Below are 16,849 nucleotides of genomic sequence, written 5' to 3'. Positions count from 1 at the left end.
ATGCTGGAGGTGCGCAACCTGCAGATCCGTCACCGTGACAGCGAGGCACCGCTGGTTGCGGAGGCGAGCTTCGCCATCCGCGGTGGCGAACTGTTCGCGCTGGTCGGGGAGTCGGGTTCCGGCAAGTCGATCACCGCGCTGGCGATCATGCGCCTGCTGGACGAGGGCTTCGAGCGCCCCACGGGCGAGGTCTGGCTGGCCGGGCGCGAGGGACGCCAGGAACTGCTGGGGCTGCCAGCCCCGGCGATGCAGCAGGTACGCGGCGACCGAGTGGGGATGATCTTCCAGGAGCCGATGACTTCGCTGAATCCGGTGCTGACCGTGGGCGATCAGATCGAGGAGGTGCTGCGTCTGCACCGCCCCCAGATGAGCCCGGAGCAGCGCGCCGCGCGCACGCTGGAGGTGCTGCGCGAGGTGCAGCTGCCGAACCCCGAACAACGCCGCGACGAGTATCCGCACAAGCTCTCCGGCGGGCAGCGCCAGCGGGTAATGATCGCGATGGCGCTGGTGGCGGAGCCGGACCTGCTGATCGCGGACGAGCCGACTACCGCGCTGGACGTGACCATCCAGGCCGAGATCCTGAAGCTGATCGACCGCCTGCGCGAGAAGAACGGCATGGCGGTGCTGCTGATCACCCACGACTTCGGGGTGGTGGCCTCGGTGGCCGACCGGGTGGCGGTGATGCGCGAGGGGCGGCTGGTGGAGCAGGGCGAGTGCCTGCCGTTGTTGCGCGACCCGCAGGATGCTTATACGCGCAAGCTGATCCAGGCCCTGCCGGAGAATCTGCCCCCGCTGCCGCCGGTGCCGGGCGCCGGACGCAATGCGCTGCTGCAGGTCTCCGGGCTGCAGGTGCACTTCCCGGTGCTCAAGGGGCTGATGCGCCGCCAGGTCGACGTGGTGCGCGCGGTGGACGATGTCAGTTTCGAGCTGGAGAACGGCGAGGTGCTGGCGGTGGTCGGCGAATCCGGCTGTGGCAAGACCACCCTGGGCCGGGCCATCCTGCGCCTGGTGGAACCGACCGGTGGCGAGGTCCGCTACCGCGGCGAGTCGCTGACCCGCATGCCGCGCAAGCCCCTGCGCCGACTGCGGCGCCACCTGCAGGTGGTGTTCCAGGACCCGGCCTCGTCCCTGAATCCGCGCCTGAACGTGCTGACGCTGCTGACCGAGCCGATGGCGGTGCACGGCATCGGGGCGGACGTGGACGAACGCATCGCCCTGGCCGGGCAGGTCCTGCAGCAGGTGGCGCTGCCGGAAGATACCCTGTGGCGCTATCCGCACGAGTTCTCCGGCGGTCAGCGCCAGCGCATCGCGATCGCGCGGGCCCTGGTGCTGGATCCGGACGTGATCATCTGCGACGAGGTCACCAGTGCGCTGGACGTGTCGGTGCAGGCCGAGGTGTTGCAGATCCTTGCCCGGCTGCGGGCCGAGCGGCGTCTGGCGATGATCTTCATCACCCACGACATGGGCGTGGTCGAGTACTTCTCCGATCGCATGCTGGTGATGCACGACGGACGCATGGAAGAGATCGGCGCCACCGAGGAGGTGCTGGCCAGCCCGAAGGCCGAGTACACCCGCCACCTGCTGGACGCCGTGCCCCGCGTCTCGCGCTACCTCTGAACCGGGCGAGCCGGCGGCAATGTGCCTTGGTGCGGTCGTTTTGATTCACCACGAAGGCACGAAGAAGGTCAAGGGCATTTTTGCACCACAGAGGAGACCGAGTGCACGGAGAAGACCAAGGGCGGTTTGTAGTGGGCTGGCAATCGGTCTTGTCCTGGGTGATATCCAGGCTCTCCGCTTCTCGAGGGTTGGTATGACCGCGATCACACTCCATACCAGAAGAAACCTTCGCGAGCTTCCTGTCTTCCTGTGACCCGCCCTTCTCCGTGTCCTCCGTGCCCTCTGTGGTAAAAAAGCCTTTCGCGGCCTCCAGGCCACAGCGGGCGGCTATTTCTGGCAGGTGGGGCAGTAGCTGCTGGCGCGCTGGCCGATGCGGCGGGTGCGCAGTACATCGGCGCAGACGTGGCAGGGTTCCCCGGCGCGGCCGTAGACGTGCAGGGACTGGCGGAAGTAGCCGTGGGTACCGTCCTCGCGGAGGAAGTCGCGCAGGGTGGTCCCGCCCTGCTCGATGGCCTCGGCCAGTACGGCCTTGATGTGTGCGGCCAGGCGCTGGTATTCCGCGCGGGTGACCCGGCCGGCCGCGCGACCGGGCCGGATGCCGGCGAGGAACAGGGCCTCGGTGGCGTAGATGTTGCCGACCCCGACCACGATGGCCTGGTCCATGATGAAGGCCTTCACCGGGCCACGGCGGCCGCGGCTGCGCAGGAAGAGGGTGTCGCCATCGAATGCGGGGTCCAGGGGTTCCGGGCCGAGCTCAGCCAGGAGCGGATGCGGGGTGCCGTCGTCTGGTAGCGGCAGACAGCAGCCGAAGCGGCGCGGGTCATGCAGTCGGACCTGATAGCCGTTGTCGAGGTGAACGATCAGGTGGTCGTGGCGCCGCAGTGGTGTCTCCGGCGGGCAGTGGCGCAGGCTGCCGGACATCCCCAGGTGCAGCAGCACGCCGGCGCGATCCGTCTCCAGCAGGAGATACTTGGCCCGGCGGGCCAGTCGGTGGACCTGCGCGTCGGCCAGCCGCGTGGTCAGGTCTTCGGGGACGGGCCAGCGCAGGCGTGGCTCGCGGACCTCGAAGGCGGTGATGCGGCGCCCGGCCAGCAGGGGTTCCAGCCCGCGTCGGGTGGTCTCGACCTCGGGCAGTTCAGGCATGCACGCCCTCGATCTCCAGCAGCAGCTCGCGGCGGCAGATGTCGCCGCGCACCCACTGCACGATCGGACCCGGGTGGGCCGCGTTGTAGTGTTCCGCCAGCACGGCCGCGACCCGGGGGCGGTCCTCCGGGCGGCGCAGGTAGACACGCAACCAGGACGGCCGGGGCAGCTTGCGCCCGGCGGTATTGTGCAGGGCCTGGAGGTTGGCGAGGGTCTCGCGCGCCTGGGCCACCACGTCGTCCGGGTGCCGGCTCTCGTGGCCGACGATGCTGGCGGTGCCGGAGAGCAGGATCAGCGGGCCGTCGGCCGTATCCAGTTGTGTGGCGCGGGCAAAGGTCGGGCTCTTCGGGCTGTAGCGCGCCGGGTAGTGGTAGGCGCTGACCTGGCGCGGGTTCTCCAGCGGTTTCGCCGGTGTCCGGGTGGCGATCAGGTAGATCACCAGCTGGCGCCGGTCGCCACCGATCGCGGTGGCGGCCGGCATGCTGGCCAGCGGGACCTGCAGGGCCTCCAGGGCGGCGGCGCGCCCGACACAGAACGCCTGGTAGCGTTCCAGTCCGTCCTCTTCGCCGTGGATATCGCCGAAGAAGTTCCAGATGCGCGCCAGGTGTTCGTAGCCGCGCGTGCGGCAGGCGGCCAGCAGCGACTGATAGGCCTGTTCGGTCTGCTCCCGCAGTCCGTGGTCCGGGCCGGTCCAGCTCGCAAACAGCACATCGTCGTGTTCCAGCAGGTGCACGGGGCCCTCGCGGGATGAGCGCGGTGTGCCGGGGGCGGTCCAGTATTCGACATAGTCATCCGGTGCCAGGGGGCTCAGGCCCGGATGGATCTCGAGGGTGCCGCGCGCGGCCTCGATCCCTGCGGGCTCGCGCAGCCGGATCCGCAACCCCGTGTCGGGGCCTGTCGCGGCTTCCGGCATCAGCTGGCTGCGCAGGGTGAGGGGCATCGTCTAGGGCTCCGCCAGGGATGCGAGAAGGTCCTCGGTCCAGCGTACGGCTTCCAGGTAGAGGCGGCTGGAGACCGGCGCGGGGACGGGGGCATTCGCGCTGTCGGGCGGCAGCGCGGGGCCCTCGAAGGCGGCAATGGTCGCCAGCAGCGGCGCCAGCGGGCCGCTCCCCTCCAGCAATGCCTGTTCCATCTCCGTGGACAGGTGGAGTTCGCCGAGGATGCGCCGCAGCGGCACACCCAGCACCCGGTCCAGGCCGGACAGCATGCCGAGCGTGAAATAGCGCTCGCATTCCTCCGGGGGCAGGCCCAGGGCGCGGGCCATCAGCATGCCCATGCGGGCGCGGATCATGACCTGTTCGAGACCGTGGCTCTGGCCGTCGGCGCCGCGCAGGACCATCAGCATCGCCAGGCGCTTGATCCGCCCTTGGCCCAGCCGCAGGATCGCATCGTACAGGGAGTCCGTGCGCCGCCGGCCCCGGTAGGCCGGGCTGTTGGCGAGGCGCAGCAACTGGATCGCCAGCCCCGGTTCGGCGGCGATCAGGCGCTCCAGTTCGGCCGGCGTGGGATCGGGGGCCTGCAGGGCCTTGAGCAGGCGCAGCAGGGCGAGTTCCAGGCTCTCCAGACGCTGGCCCTCGATTACGTGGGGAAAGGACAGGTGAAAGCCCTGGAACAGGCTGAACCCGAGGTGGCGGCAGCGCGCATAGTCCTCGGCGGTCTCGACCTTCTCGGCCAGCAGTTCCACTCCGAAGCCCCGCAGGGTGTCGACTTCCTGCGCCAGGCGTTCGCGGCCCAGGGTCAGCACGTCGAGCTTGACGAGGTCGGCCAGCTCGACCAGTTCCGCGTGGCTCTCCTGGAACTGGTAGTCGTCGAGCGCAATGCGAAAGCCCCGGGCCTTCAGGCGGCGCACGGCGGCGACCACTTCGGCGTCGATCTCGACATCCTCAAGGATCTCCAGCACCACCTGCTCCGGTGGCAGGCTGGTGATGACGTCGTGCTCGAGGAAGCCGCGAGTCAGATTGACGAACGCCAGGTGCTCGCCGACGAGATGCTCCAGCCCGATGTCGATAAAGGCGCTGCGCAGGAGATCGGAGGTGGCCAGGTCGCCGTCGGTGACCGAGGCGGTATCCATATGCCCCGCGCGAAAGAGGAGCTCGAAGCCGACCAGGTTCTCCTGATCGTCGAAGATGGGTTGCCGGCCGACAAAAATTGGTTGCATGCTTGCGTCAGGTGAACACGATCAATCACGGATGGGCGGCCACGACGAAGTGCGGCAGGCCGGCTCGGGAGGAACACACGCACCATGGATTCGATTGATGCGCCATTTGGCGAAGTCGTGGAGTTGCGCCAGATCCTGCACGACTCGGGGGTTCCGTTGCTGCGAGTTATTATCCGCGATGGCGAACGTTATACCAAGATCGAACTGGACCCGGCGACCGCGCATCGTTGGGGACGCGTGATGACGCGCTGGGCGGAGACCGCCGCGGAGGGCAGCGCGGCATCCGGGAAGGGTGGTCAGCCGGATCCGGTTTGAGGATGGATCCCGGGTGCGCGTCGCGGTGCATCCGGGGCTTCCAGTTGCGCAGACACAAAAAGGGCCCGGCACCGCGTGAGCGGGCCGGGCCCTTTTTCGCCCGGGATCAGGCAGTCGCGCCGGGGGGCACGATTACTTGATCTTGGCTTCCTTGTACATCACATGCTTGCGGATGACGGGATCGAACTTCTTGATCTCCATCTTCTCGGGCATGTTCCGCTTGTTCTTCGACGTGGTGTAGAAGTGGCCGGTGCCGGCGGAGGACACCAGGCGGATCTTGTCGCGTGCGGACTTGGCAGCCATCGTGAAGCCTCCTTAGACCTTTTCACCGCGGGCACGGCAGTCCGCCAGGACCGCGTCGATGCCGCGCTTGTCGATAATGCGCATGCCCTTGCTGCTGACGCGCAGGCGTACGAAACGGTTCTCGCTCTCCACCCAGAAACGGTGGGAGTGCAGATTGGGCAGGAAGCGCCGCCGCGTCTTGCGGTGGGCGTGCGAAACGTTGTTACCGGTCGCCGGGCGCTTGCCGGTCACCTGACATACTCGGGCCATCGGGGGACTCCGGAATTTGGGTCTACCAGAAAGACGGCGGACTATAGCGCAGCCCCGGGGGCGGCGCAAGGGAGAGCCGGATTTTGCCGCGGCGCGCTCAGGCGGCCCCGGGGGCGCAGTTGGCGCGTACCCGGGGCGCCACGCCGCATTCGTGGGCCCAGGCAAGCGTTGCGTCCAGCGGCATCGGACGGGCGATGCCGAAGCCCTGGGCCGCGTCGCAGCCCCATTGTTGCAGGGTGTCCAGGGTGGCGGCGTCCTCCGCCCCTTCCGCCACCACCTTCAGCCCGAGGTCGCGGGCCAGGCTGATGCTGGCGCGGGTGATCTGGGCATCCACCGCGTGTTCCAGCATCTGGCGCACGAAGGCCTGATCGATCTTGAGGGTGGTGACCGGCATCCGCCTGAGATAGGCCAGCGAGGAGTAGCCGGTGCCGAAGTCGTCGATGGAGAGCTCCAGCCCGGCGGCGGTCAGGCGGTCGAGGGCGGTGATCACCTCGTCCGGATCGGCCATCAGGGCGGTCTCTGTGAACTCGAGCTCCAGGGCGCAGGGGGGCACACCGGAGGCGTGTACCTGTTCCAGCAGATGATCGGCGAACGCCGGGTCGAGGAAATTGCGCGCGGAGATGTTCACGCTGACCGGCATGGCCAGCCCGTGCCCGCGCAGGGTGGCGAGGTCCGCGAGGGCCATGTGCAGGACGCGGCGCGTCAGTCGGTGGATCAGCCCGGTGCGTTCCGCCTGCGGGATGAAGTCGCCCGGGGGGATAGGGCCGCGGGTGGGGTGTTCCCAGCGCAGCAGGGCCTCCAGCCCGATCAGTTGCCGGGTTTCCAGGTCCACCTTGGGCTGGTAGTGCAGGTGCAGCTGGCCGTCGTCCAGGGCCCCCTGGAGCTCGCCGAGGAGCTCGACCGTATGCAGGCTGCTGTCGTCGCTGCGCCGGTCATAGCTGCGGTAGCGCCGGCCCGAGTGGCTCGCCTGGTGCATGGCCATCCAGGCCTTGGTCAGCAGCCGGGTCGGCTCGTCCTGCTCGTGGAAGGGGAAGGAGGAGATCCCCGCGTGGGCCCCGAGATACACTGGGATGTCGAAGACCTCGAAGGGGGTCTGCAGAGCGTCGATCATGGCCTGAGTCACCACCAGGGCCTCCTTGCGCCCGCGGTGCGGCAGGATCAGCGAGAAGTGGTCGTCGTGGATATGAAACACATCGGCCCCGGCAGGACCGGCCACGCCCCGCATGCGGTCGGCGATGCCGCGCAGCAGGGGGCGCTCGGCGGCCAGGCCCAGCGCGCTGATGCTGTCCTGGTAGTTGTCCATTTGCAGGCTGATCACGAACACCCGCGTGGCGGCGGCCTGCGGGGCCTCGGCCTGGCGCATCAGCTGCTGGACATACTGTTCCAGCGATTCGCGGTTGGGCAGTCCGGTAACCGGGTTGTTGTAGGCCTGCTCCAGCAGGCGGCCGGAATGCCGCCGCAGGGTGTCGAAGAGCCAGCCGGAGAAGCCGCCCAGCACCATGTAGATGCCCGTGCGCGTGAGCCAGTTCAAAGTGGTCTGGGCGGCCCCGGTGCTGGTGTCCAGGGGCATGAAGGGCCCGAGGAGCAGACCGGCCAGCAGCCCGAAGGCCAGCCCGCCCCACAGGCCGAACAGGGCCGCCCCCAGCAGCACCGGGACCAGGATGAAGTTGAGATAGGCCGTGGAGGTGCCGCCGGTCTGGTAGACCAGCAGGGTGACCAGTGCCATCAGGAGCGCGGCGGCGGCAGTCCCTGCGATCTTCCAGGGCATGCGCAGTCCCTGCGAACGCGCATGTGACCAGGCGTCGTATGGGGACGGCCCCATTCGGGTTCCTTCGGATTGAGCCATGATGTCGTCAGTCCCTTATAGACGTTTTTTTGCACCGAAGGGGGAGGTCCGGGCCGGCGCACGGGTGACGCGGGTCGCTGTTGCCCGTCGCGGGGGCTTGGTAGCATCCGGGGATGGTACGGACTCTATTCTCCAGGACGGGGCGGCATGGCTGATCGGCGGTTGCAGGTCTTTCTAACGGTGGCGCGTTTGTTGTCCTTTACCCGGGCCGCCGAGGTATTGCACATGACGCAGCCGGCGGTGACCTTCCAGGTGCGGCAGCTGGAAGAGCAGCTGGATACCCGGTTGTTCGATCGCAATCACAATCGGGTCACACTGACCGATGCCGGGCGGCTCGTTCAACGGTATGCCGAGCGCATCTTCGACACCTACGGCGAGCTGGAGGCCGCCCTGCGCGAACTGAAGGGCGCGAATGGCGGGGCGCTGGTGATCGGGGCCAGTACCACGGTGGCGGAATACATGCTGCCGGCCCTTCTGGGGGCCTTTCGTCGCGAGCATCCGGATATCGGCATCCGCCTGCGGGTGGGCAATACCGAGAGCGTGGTGCTCATGGTCGAGGAGGGCAGCGTGGATCTCGGTATTGTCGAGGCCCCGGTGACCCACCGCAGCCTGCAGGTGCAGCCCTGCCTGGTCGATCAGTTGCGCCTGATCGTGCCGCCGGATCACGAACTGGCCACGCGCGAAAGCGTTCGCGTCGCGGACTTCATCGAGCGTCCATTCATATGCCGCGAGGAGGGTTCCGGGACCCGCGAGGTCATCATGGAGTACCTTGGGCGCGCCGGGTACGACCGCAGCAGCCTGCGGGGCTGCATGGAACTGGGCAGTTCGGAGGCGATCAAGGGCGCGGTAGTGGCCCGTATGGGGCTTTCGGTGCTGTCCGAGGCGGTGGTGGCCAAGGAGCTGGAACTGGGCGAACTGGTGGCACTGCCACTGTCACCGCCGCTGGAACGGCCGATCTCCCTGGTGCACGCGCGGCAGAAGTTCCGCGTGCCCACGCTGGAGGTGTTGATGCAGTTCCTGCGCGGATACTGCACGGCAGAGGAAAACCGGGATTGAGGTACGCGGTGCCGGGCAACGGCACCGCCGTCATGCGCCTGGGTCGCCGGTCGGAGTGACGCCGCCGCGAGCCGGCCCCGATCCGTGTTTCCCTCGCCCGGCCCCGAATACAAAATCAGGATAGACGCGACATGAAGAACTACTGCGTAGTGCAGCATACCTATTCCGAGTTTCTCGGACTGATCGAGTCACAGCTGGAAAAACGCGATATTGGCTTTTCCTACTATCGGCCGTTCGTGGGGCAGGATCTGCCCGGTTCCGCGGCCCAGTTCGACGGGCTGTGGCTGCTGGGCGGCGCCTGGCCGACCGCGGATCACGAGGAGAACCCGCAGGTCCCGGACGAGCTGTCGCTGATCGACATCTTTCGCCGTTCGAAGCGCCCGGTAGTCGGGATCGGCATGGGCGGATTGCTGGTGGCCGAGCAGGCCGGTGGCACCGCGCACGAGGACCCGATGTATCGCGCGCGTTTCGTGACCGCACACAAGACCGCGGCGGGCGAGGGCGACGAACTCGCCGAGGCCCTGGATGGCCGACGGGTGCTGCAACTGGTCAATGGCCGGGTCGACCTGCCGGACGGCGTGCAGCCGGTGCTGGTGGACGACGACGGCGACTGGCTGGCGATCCGGCCGGACGAACTGACCTATGGCATGCTGTTTCGACCCGAGATGAAGCCCGGGATGCTCGAGGACATCATCATGGAGGCGCGTCACAACCCGCCGCCGAACATGGGCGAACTCCTGGGCGAGGCGCGCGTGGAATGGGGCGAGATGCAGAAGGTGACCGAGGACGTGATCGTGGCGCTGGTGAAGGCGCTGGGCCTGATGCAGGAGCGCCGCAAGATGCCGGTATTCAGCCTGAAGATCGAGGACGAGGGATGATCCCTCCACTGGGCATGGGCAGCGATGGCGGTCTGTCGGGAGGCGATCTCGGCTCGGTGCTGGGGGGCGCGCGCAAGAAGGGCCGCGAGGACCCGGCGCGGGCGATCGCCGAGATCGCGGCGCGGCTGTCGCCCGAGGACCAGGCCAGCCTGCTGAAGTTTGCCCGCTTTCTGGAGCAGGAATCGCCGGCCCCCGCACCGGAGCCGGTGCCCGAGCCGGAGCCCATTCCGCGGCCGGAGAGCGAGTCGGTGATCAAGGCCATGCGCCGCCTGTCGGCGACCTACCACATGCTGGATCGCTCCAAGCTGCTGAACGAGACCTCGGCCCTGATGGGCCAGCACGTGATGCAGGGGCGCCCGGCGGTGGAGGTGATCGACGAGCTGGAGGTCGTCTTCCGTACCCATTACGAGAAGGCGGTGGCCCAGGACCCGACCCGTTCCGCGGACGGGGATGACCCGGAGGCGGGAGGAGCGTCGCGATGATCGACATCCTGCGTCAGTGGTACCAGCGTCATTTCACCGATCCGCAGGTGGTGATCCTGGCGTTTCTGCTGCTCGCGGGATTCCTGGTCATCATCTTTGCCGGGCGTATCCTGGCGCCGCTGCTGGCCTCGCTGATCATTGCCTACCTGCTGGAGGGCGCGGTACGGAGGCTGGTCCTCTGGCACATCCCGCGTATCCTCGCGGTCACCTGCGTGCTGCTGGCCTTCCTGGCACTGACCGTTGCGGCGCTGTTCAGTGTGGTGCCGCTGATGTCGGCCCAGGTGACCCAGCTGGTGCGCGAGCTGCCGGGCATGATCTCGGAGGGCCAGAAGCTGCTGCTGCAGCTCCCCGAGCGCTACCCGCAGCTGATTACCGACGAACAGGTCCTCGAGCTGATGGGGGCGATCCGCGCCGAGGCGACCCTGCTGGGGCAGCGTGTGGTGTCCTTCTCGCTGTCCTCGGCGCGGCACATCGTGGACGTGGTGATCTACCTGATCGTGGTCCCGCTGATGGTGTTCTTCATGCTGAAGGACCGTGACCTGATCCTCGGCTGGGTGCGCGGGTTCATGCCCCGGGATACCCACCTGGCCAGCCAGGTGTGGCGCGAGGTGAACCTGAAGATCGCCAGCTACGTGCGCGGCAAGTTCATCGAGATCGTGATCGTCTGGGCGGTCACCTTCCTGACCTTCAACTGGTTCGGGCTGGAATACGCGGTGCTGCTGTCGTTCATGGTGGGCATCTCGGTGATCATCCCGTACATCGGGGCGGCGGTGGTGACCATCCCGGTGGCCGCGGTCGCCTATTTCCAGTTCGGCCTGAGTTCCGAGTTCGCCTGGGTGCTGATCGCCTACGGGGTGATCCAGTTCCTCGACGGCAACGTGCTGGTGCCGCTGCTGTTCTCCGAGGTGGTCAACCTGCACCCGGTGGCGATTATCGCCGCGGTGTTCGTGTTTGGCGGCATCTGGGGGCTCTGGGGGGTGTTCTTCGCCATCCCGCTGGCGACCCTGGTGCATGCGGTGATCAAGTCCTGGCCGCGAGCCCAGCACCCGCCGCCCGAAACCTCGACGGACGGCGAGGCCGGTTCGGCCGAAGCCGTCACCAAGTAGCCCGAAATCCCGGACCTCCGCCGCGCTCGCCCGCGGGCCCGGCGGCTGGTTGGTCCCCATTCGATAACAAGAAGAACGCATGACCGGAACCGAGATCCTGATGAATGTGACGCCCCAGGAGAGCCGTGTGGCCCTGGTGGAAAACGGCGTCCTGACCGAGCTGCACCTGGAACGCACCCGTCGCCGCGGGATCGTGGGCAACATCTACAAGGGCCGGGTGGTGCGCGTGCTGCCGGGCATGGACGCAGCCTTTGTCGACATCGGCCTGGAGCGTACCGCCTTCCTGCACGCCTCCGACGTGGCGCCGGTGGAGCGCGAGGAGCTCAATGGCAATGCGCTGTCGGGCGGGGATGCCCCGGCAACCGCCGCGGGCAACGGGACCGCCAATGGCGGCGCGGCGCCGGCGCGCGAGGGCATCCGCGAACTGCTGCGCGAGGGGCAGGACGTCCTGGTCCAGGCGGTCAAGGACCCGCTGGGGTCCAAGGGCGCGCGCCTGACCACCTACATCACGCTGCCGTCGCGCAACCTGGTGCTGATGCCGAACCAGTCGAATGTCGGGGTGAGCACGCGCATCGAGGACGAGGGCGTGCGCGCGCGGCTGCGCGAGTCCATCGAGCAGCTGCGTGACGAGCTGGCCCCGCAGCACGGCTTCATCGTGCGCACCGCCGCGGAGCTGGCGGATTACGAGGCCCTGTACAACGATACCGCCTTCCTGAAGAAGGTCTGGGACAGCCTGCAGGAGCAGGCGGCCAGTGCGTCGCCGGGAACCGAGGTCTACGCCGACCTGCCGCTGGTCGAGCGCATCCTGCGCGACATGGTGGGGGTGGACATCGAGCGCATCCGCATCGACTCGCGCGAGACCTATCAGAAGGTCTGCAGCTTCGTCGAGCGCTACCTGCCGGAACTGATCGGGCACATCGAGCATTACCCCGGCGAGCGCCCGATCTTCGACCTGTTCAACGTCGAAGAGGAGATCCACCGCGCCCTGGAGCGCAAGGTGGAGCTGAAGTCCGGTGGCTACCTGATCTTCGACCAGACCGAGGCGATGACCACGGTCGACATCAACACCGGCGGCTTTGTCGGCCATCGCAAGCTCGAGGAGACGATCTTCAAGACCAACCTGGAGGCGGCCCAGGCCATCGGGCGCCAGCTGCGCCTGCGCAATCTCGGCGGGATCATCATTATCGATTTCATCGACATGCAGGACGACGAGCACAAGCGTCAGGTGATCCGCGCGCTGGAGAAGGCCCTGGAACGCGATCACGTGAAGACGCAGATCTGCGACGTCTCGCCGCTGGGGCTGGTGGAGATGACCCGCAAGCGCACCCGCGAAAGCCTGGAGCACCAGATGTGCGAGCCCTGCCAGGTCTGCGGCGGGCGCGGCTACCTCAAATCGGCGGAGACCGTCTGCTACGAGCTGTTCCGCGAGATCCTGCGCGAGGTGCGCCAGTACGACGCGCGCGAGCTGCGGGTCCTGGCGTCGCAGAACGTGATCGACCTGCTGCTGGACGAGGAATCCGCCGCGCTGGCGGAGCTGCAGAGCTTTGTCGGCATCCCCATCCGCTTCCAGGTGGAGACGCTCTACACCCAGGAACAGTTCGACGTGGTCTTCGTCTGAGCTATACCTAATCTAGATGCTCGCCCGGTGCGGGCGATCGTCGCCAGCGGGGAGGGAGAGACACCAAGGTGAAGCACGCGTGCGGACCCAGCATGGATCGGGGTCCCGGTCGGCCGGGCAGGCCGCGTTTTGATCGGGTGGGTGAAAAATGAGCATCCGTTCACAAAGTGTACGGGTGGCCCTGGGGATCCTGCTGGCCCTGGTGCTGGCGCTGGTGATCGCCATCCTGGCATTGCGCCTGGCGTTGCCGCACTGGGACGGCCTGCACGCCTGGGTGGAGACGACCGTCAGCGAGCAACTGGAGCGCGAGGTCTCCGCCGCGGGCATCGAACTGGGCTGGGCCGGCTGGTCCCCGGCGCTGGTGGCGCGGGAGGTCCGGGTGGCGATGCCCGAGGGCGAGCCGGTTGCCATCGAGCGCCTCGGGATATCGCTGAGTGCCGGGGCCAGCCTGCGTAGCCGGCACCCGGCACTGGCGGTGCGGGTCGACGGTGTGGATCTGCGCCTGGTGCGCCATGCCGATGGCCGGTTTTCCCTCCACGGGCGCGAGATCGGCATGGGTGAGGGGCGCTTGCTCACCATCCCGGTGGCGCAGTGGCCCGATGTCGAGGCGGAGGCGATCCGGCTGATCTGGGAGGACCGCGGCGCGGGCCTGGAGTCCGCCGCGCGGCTGGACCGGGCGGCCCTGCGCACGGCGCACGATGGCTCGCTGCGGCTGTTTCTCGACGGGGCCCTGGACGCGCCGGATGCGGGTGGGCATTTCATGCTCGGGTTGCAGGCGCCGGCGGCCGATCTGCGCGATGCGCGTTTCTTCCTGGAAGCGGATGCGGTGGACCTGACCGCCTGGCAGCCGTGGCTGGCCTACCTGGGCTGGCCCGCGCCCGAGGGCACCGCGACGCTGCGCCTGTGGGGTGCGCTCGACGATGGCCGCATGGCCTGGCTGCGCGGGGATCACGAGACGACTCTTAGCCTGGCCGGGGAACCGGACGGTCCGGCCATCGGCCATCGATTCGACTGGCGGGTCCGGGACGGTCGGCACCGGTCGTCCTGGAGCGGGACGCGGCCGGGTTCCGGGGACCTGCGCCTGGCCTACCGCCTGGAGGGCGAGCCCCGTGAGCTGGTGGTGGATGCGGTGGAGCTGGCGGCCCGCGATGTCGACGTCGAGCCCTACGCACCCCTGCTCACCCTGCTGCGCCAGGCGGCGCCCGAGCTGGCCGAGCGCATCGCCGACCTCCATCCGCGCGGGACACTGGACCTGGCCCGGTTCGAGGCGCGCCGCGAGTCGGACCGGCTGCAGCCGGTCTGGGCCGAGGCCGATGTGCGGGATCTTGGCTGGCGTGCCGCCGGGCATGGGCTCGGGGTGCAGGGGGCGGCGGGCTACCTGCAGTGGCGTCGCGGCGGCGTGGAGCTGCTTCTGGACAGCCGCGACCTGGAGATCGATCTGCCGCGGGTACTGGCCGAGCCGGTGGTGCTGGACACCGCCCGTGGCCGCCTGCGCGCCGAGCGTGACGACTCCGGGCACTGGCACCTGGCGGGCGAGGGCCTGAATGCCGCGAATGCCGACGCCGCGGTACGCGGGCGCATGCGGATGCGGCTGGACGGGCACGCGGCCGGACCGCGGGTCGATATCGCCATGGATATCCTGCGCGCCAACGGCGACCGTACCGCGCGCTACCTGCCGCTGTATCACCTGCCGGAGAACACCTATCAGTGGCTGGTGGACAGCATCGTGACCGGGGTCTCCACGGGGGGCGGCATGGCCTACCGCGGACGCGGAGAGGACTTCCCGTTTGCCGACGGCGAGGGGGTGTTCGACCTGTGGGCGGATGTCGAGGCGGGCATCCTCGACTACCAGGAGGGCTGGCCCAGGGCCGAGGACGTCAGCGGGCGGCTGCTGTTCCACAACGCGGGCTTCCGCGCCGAGGACGCGCGGGGTCGCATCCTCGACACCGAGGTGGATGCCACCCGGATCGGGATCGAGGATATGGAGAACGCGGTCCTCGAACTGGAGGGCACGGCCGATGGTGATGCCGCTGATCTGCTGACTTATCTGCGTCAGGCCGACCTGCTGGAGGAGGCGGCGGAACTGCGCGATCAGGCGCGCCTGACGGGCCCGACCCGGCTGGGGCTCTCCCTGACCCTGCCGTTGCAGGAGGGGCGCATGGACCAGACGCGGGTCGCCGGCACGCTGGATCTCCAGGGCACGCGCGCCGAAGTCCCGGGCTGGCCCGCGGTGCTGGAGGCCGTCGAGGGCCAGGTCCGGTTCGATACCGCCGATCGCATCGCGGCGGAGGATGTGACCGCGCGTGTCCATGACGAGACCGTCACCCTGGGGGCGGACTGGCCCCTGGATGGCGAGACCGCACGGCTCACGGCGCGCGGGAGACAACCCCTGGGGCCCTGGCTGGAGGATTTTCCGGAGCTGGCCCCCTACCTGGAGGGTGCGGCGCAGTGGGAGGCGCAATTGCGCCTTGGCCAGGCGGTGGATGGTGTGCGTCTGGATCTGACCTCGGATCTGGTGGGTGTGGCGATCGACTGGCCGGAGCCGATCGGCAAGCCGGCGGAGGAGGCCCGCGCGCTGGAACTGACGCTGCCCTTGGGGCATGACGGCGCGGGCATTGGCCACCTGACACTGGGCTCGGTCCTGCGGGCCCACCTGCGTCTCTCCCCGACTGACGCCCCCGAGGATCCGGCCGTGCGCGGCGCCGAGCCCCGCACGGCGGCGCGCGGGGTTGCCCTGCAGGCCCTGGCGCTGGAGATCGGCGCTCCCCGGGCCAGCGCCCTGGCCCTGCCGGGGGCGGGTGTGTCGGTGCGTGCCCGCCTGCCACGGCTGGAGGTGGACCCGTGGCTCGAGGCCCTGGGCGAGGCCCCCTGGGGCGGTGCGGTGGATCTGGGCGCGGCCGGCGACGATGCCGAGGAGGCGGCGCAGGCCGTGGCGCTGACGCGCCTGGAACTGGATATCCGCGACCGTATCCGCTGGAGCGGGCGGGACCTGCCCGGGCTGCGCTTTCTGGGCCGGCGCGGGGACGCGGGTTGGGATCTGGAGGTGGCGTCCGACTGGCTGGCCGGCGAGGCCCGCTGGCGCCCGATGGCCGCTGGCGGGCGTGATCGCTGGGAGGCGCATCTGCGTCACCTGATTCTGGACGATCTCGAGTGGACCGGCGCTGGCGAAGAGGCCGAAGCGGAGGTGCAGCCCGTCACGGCCGGGAGTTTCGAGGATCCGCGGGCCTGGCCGGCGGTGGACCTGACGCTCGACAGCCTGGCGCTGGGCGATTACCGTTTCGCGGATATCGAACTGGGCCTGGAGCCGCAGTCCAGCGGTCTGGTGATCCGGGACCTGGAGGTCCGTGCCCCGGAAGGCGATCTCCACGCCGACGCCGTCGGCATCTGGCGGGTGTCCGGGGAGGGTCTGCCGGAGACACGCCTGGATGCGACCCTGTCCGGTGACGACTGGGGCGCGGCCCTGCGGTCGGCGGGGCTGTCGCGGGCCCTGGTCGGGGGCGCCGGCGACGGGTCGCTGTCGCTCGTCTGGCCGGGGCCGCTGTACGCCCCGAGCCTGGCGCAGCTGACAGGGTCCGTGGAGCTGTCGCTGTCCGACGGGCGCCTGGCGGATGTCGAGCCGGGGGCGGGTCGCCTGCTGGGGCTGGTCAGCCTGGACGTACTGCCGCGGCGGTTGCGGCTGGATTTCCGCGACGTGTTCACCGAGGGTTTGACCTTCAGCGAGCTGACCGCGGACGCCGTGCTGCGCGACGGGGACCTGCATGTGCCCGACCTGCGCCTGGAGGGACCCTCGGCCAAGGTGCGTCTGAGCGGCCGCACCGGGCTGGTGGCACGTGACTATGATCACGAGATCGTGGTCGTGCCGAGCCTGCGCACCGCGCTTCCGATCGTCGGGGCCCTGGTGGGCGGCCCCGTGACCGGCGTCGTGGTGCTTCTTGCGGAACGCGTGCTGGGGATCGGGGATCAGATAGAAGAGGCGGCCCGCGTCGAGTACGCGGTGACGGGCCCCTGGGACGACCCGCAGGTACGCGTGCTGGTGGAGCCGGCAGCGGAGACCGACGGGGCCGACAACGACTGATAC

The 16,849-nt window shown here is 68.9% G+C and carries 14 protein-coding genes; 8 read left to right on the top strand and 6 right to left on the bottom strand.

Annotated features, from left to right (window positions below; genetic code table 11):
- Nucleotides 1-1,617, top strand: coding sequence for an ABC transporter ATP-binding protein (locus F793_RS0105730; RefSeq protein ID WP_018867489.1), 1,617 nt, complete (start codon nt 1-3; stop codon nt 1,615-1,617).
- 327 nt (nt 1,618-1,944) lie between these two features.
- On the opposite strand, the gene mutM is transcribed toward F793_RS0105730, so the two are convergent.
- The 3 genes from mutM to F793_RS0105715 are packed head-to-tail and all read right to left on the bottom strand — an operon-like array spanning nt 1,945 to nt 4,918.
- A complete protein-coding gene (gene mutM, locus F793_RS0105725; protein ID WP_018881819.1) occupies nt 1,945-2,760 on the bottom strand; it encodes a bifunctional DNA-formamidopyrimidine glycosylase/DNA-(apurinic or apyrimidinic site) lyase in 816 nt (271 codons plus the stop codon).
- The gene (locus F793_RS0105720; RefSeq protein WP_018867487.1) at nt 2,753-3,700 is read right to left on the bottom strand and encodes a hypothetical protein; all 948 of its coding nucleotides are present in this window, start codon (nt 3,698-3,700) and stop codon (nt 2,753-2,755) included. The genes mutM and F793_RS0105720 overlap by 8 nt, the downstream gene beginning before the upstream one ends.
- Before the next feature lie 3 nt (nt 3,701-3,703).
- Nucleotides 3,704-4,918 carry an EAL and HDOD domain-containing protein gene (locus F793_RS0105715; protein ID WP_018881818.1) on the bottom strand — a complete coding sequence of 405 codons (1,215 nt, stop codon included), beginning with the start codon at nt 4,916-4,918 and terminating at the stop codon, nt 3,704-3,706.
- 84 nt (nt 4,919-5,002) lie between these two features.
- On the opposite strand from F793_RS0105715, the gene F793_RS0105710 reads away from it, so the two are divergent.
- Complete coding sequence (locus tag F793_RS0105710; RefSeq protein WP_018867485.1) at nt 5,003-5,233, top strand: hypothetical protein; 231 nt, start codon at nt 5,003-5,005, stop codon at nt 5,231-5,233.
- 132 nt (nt 5,234-5,365) lie between these two features.
- Here F793_RS0105710 and rpmG read toward each other — a convergent pair whose 3' ends face one another.
- The 3 genes from rpmG to F793_RS0105695 form a co-directional block, all read right to left on the bottom strand.
- Nucleotides 5,366-5,536, bottom strand: a complete 171-nt coding sequence (gene rpmG / locus F793_RS0105705; RefSeq protein WP_012983362.1) for a 50S ribosomal protein L33 — start codon at nt 5,534-5,536, stop codon at nt 5,366-5,368.
- A 12-nt stretch (nt 5,537-5,548) separates the two neighbouring features.
- The gene (gene rpmB, locus F793_RS0105700; protein WP_017941409.1) at nt 5,549-5,785 is read right to left on the bottom strand and encodes a 50S ribosomal protein L28; all 237 of its coding nucleotides are present in this window, start codon (nt 5,783-5,785) and stop codon (nt 5,549-5,551) included.
- A 97-nt stretch (nt 5,786-5,882) separates the two neighbouring features.
- On the bottom strand, nt 5,883-7,607 hold the full coding sequence (locus tag F793_RS0105695; RefSeq protein ID WP_018881817.1) for a bifunctional diguanylate cyclase/phosphodiesterase: 1,725 nt from the start codon (nt 7,605-7,607) through the stop codon (nt 5,883-5,885).
- A gap of 171 nt (nt 7,608-7,778) precedes the next feature.
- On the opposite strand from F793_RS0105695, the gene F793_RS0105690 reads away from it, so the two are divergent.
- The 6 genes from F793_RS0105690 to F793_RS0105665 all read left to right on the top strand — a co-directional run bounded on the left by F793_RS0105690 (nt 7,779) and on the right by F793_RS0105665 (nt 16,846).
- Entirely contained in the window at nt 7,779-8,687 is a 909-nt protein-coding gene (locus F793_RS0105690) for a LysR family transcriptional regulator (protein ID WP_018867482.1), read from the top strand.
- Between the two features lie 131 nt (nt 8,688-8,818).
- On the top strand, nt 8,819-9,565 hold the full coding sequence (locus F793_RS0105685) for a type 1 glutamine amidotransferase (RefSeq protein ID WP_018867481.1): 747 nt from the start codon (nt 8,819-8,821) through the stop codon (nt 9,563-9,565).
- Nucleotides 9,562-10,047: a hypothetical protein gene (locus tag F793_RS0105680; protein ID WP_019583982.1), complete on the top strand. Its 486-nt coding sequence runs from the start codon at nt 9,562-9,564 to the stop codon at nt 10,045-10,047. Before F793_RS0105685 ends, F793_RS0105680 begins: the two co-directional genes overlap by 4 nt.
- Nucleotides 10,044-11,153 (top strand): AI-2E family transporter, encoded by a 1,110-nt coding sequence (locus tag F793_RS0105675; protein WP_018867479.1) that lies wholly within the window; start codon nt 10,044-10,046, stop codon nt 11,151-11,153. The genes F793_RS0105680 and F793_RS0105675 overlap by 4 nt, the downstream gene beginning before the upstream one ends.
- A gap of 79 nt (nt 11,154-11,232) precedes the next feature.
- Complete coding sequence (gene rng, locus F793_RS0105670) at nt 11,233-12,771, top strand: ribonuclease G (protein ID WP_018881815.1); 1,539 nt, start codon at nt 11,233-11,235, stop codon at nt 12,769-12,771.
- Nucleotides 12,772-12,919: 148 nt separating this feature from the next.
- On the top strand, nt 12,920-16,846 hold the full coding sequence (locus tag F793_RS0105665) for a YhdP family protein (RefSeq protein ID WP_038036963.1): 3,927 nt from the start codon (nt 12,920-12,922) through the stop codon (nt 16,844-16,846).
- The last annotated feature ends 3 nt before the right edge of the window (nt 16,847-16,849 follow it).

It is taken from the genome of Thioalkalivibrio sp. ALE22, assembly GCF_000381445.1.
GTDB lineage: Bacteria > Pseudomonadota > Gammaproteobacteria > Ectothiorhodospirales > Ectothiorhodospiraceae > Thioalkalivibrio.
This window is presented reverse-complemented; position numbering and strand designations above follow the sequence as displayed.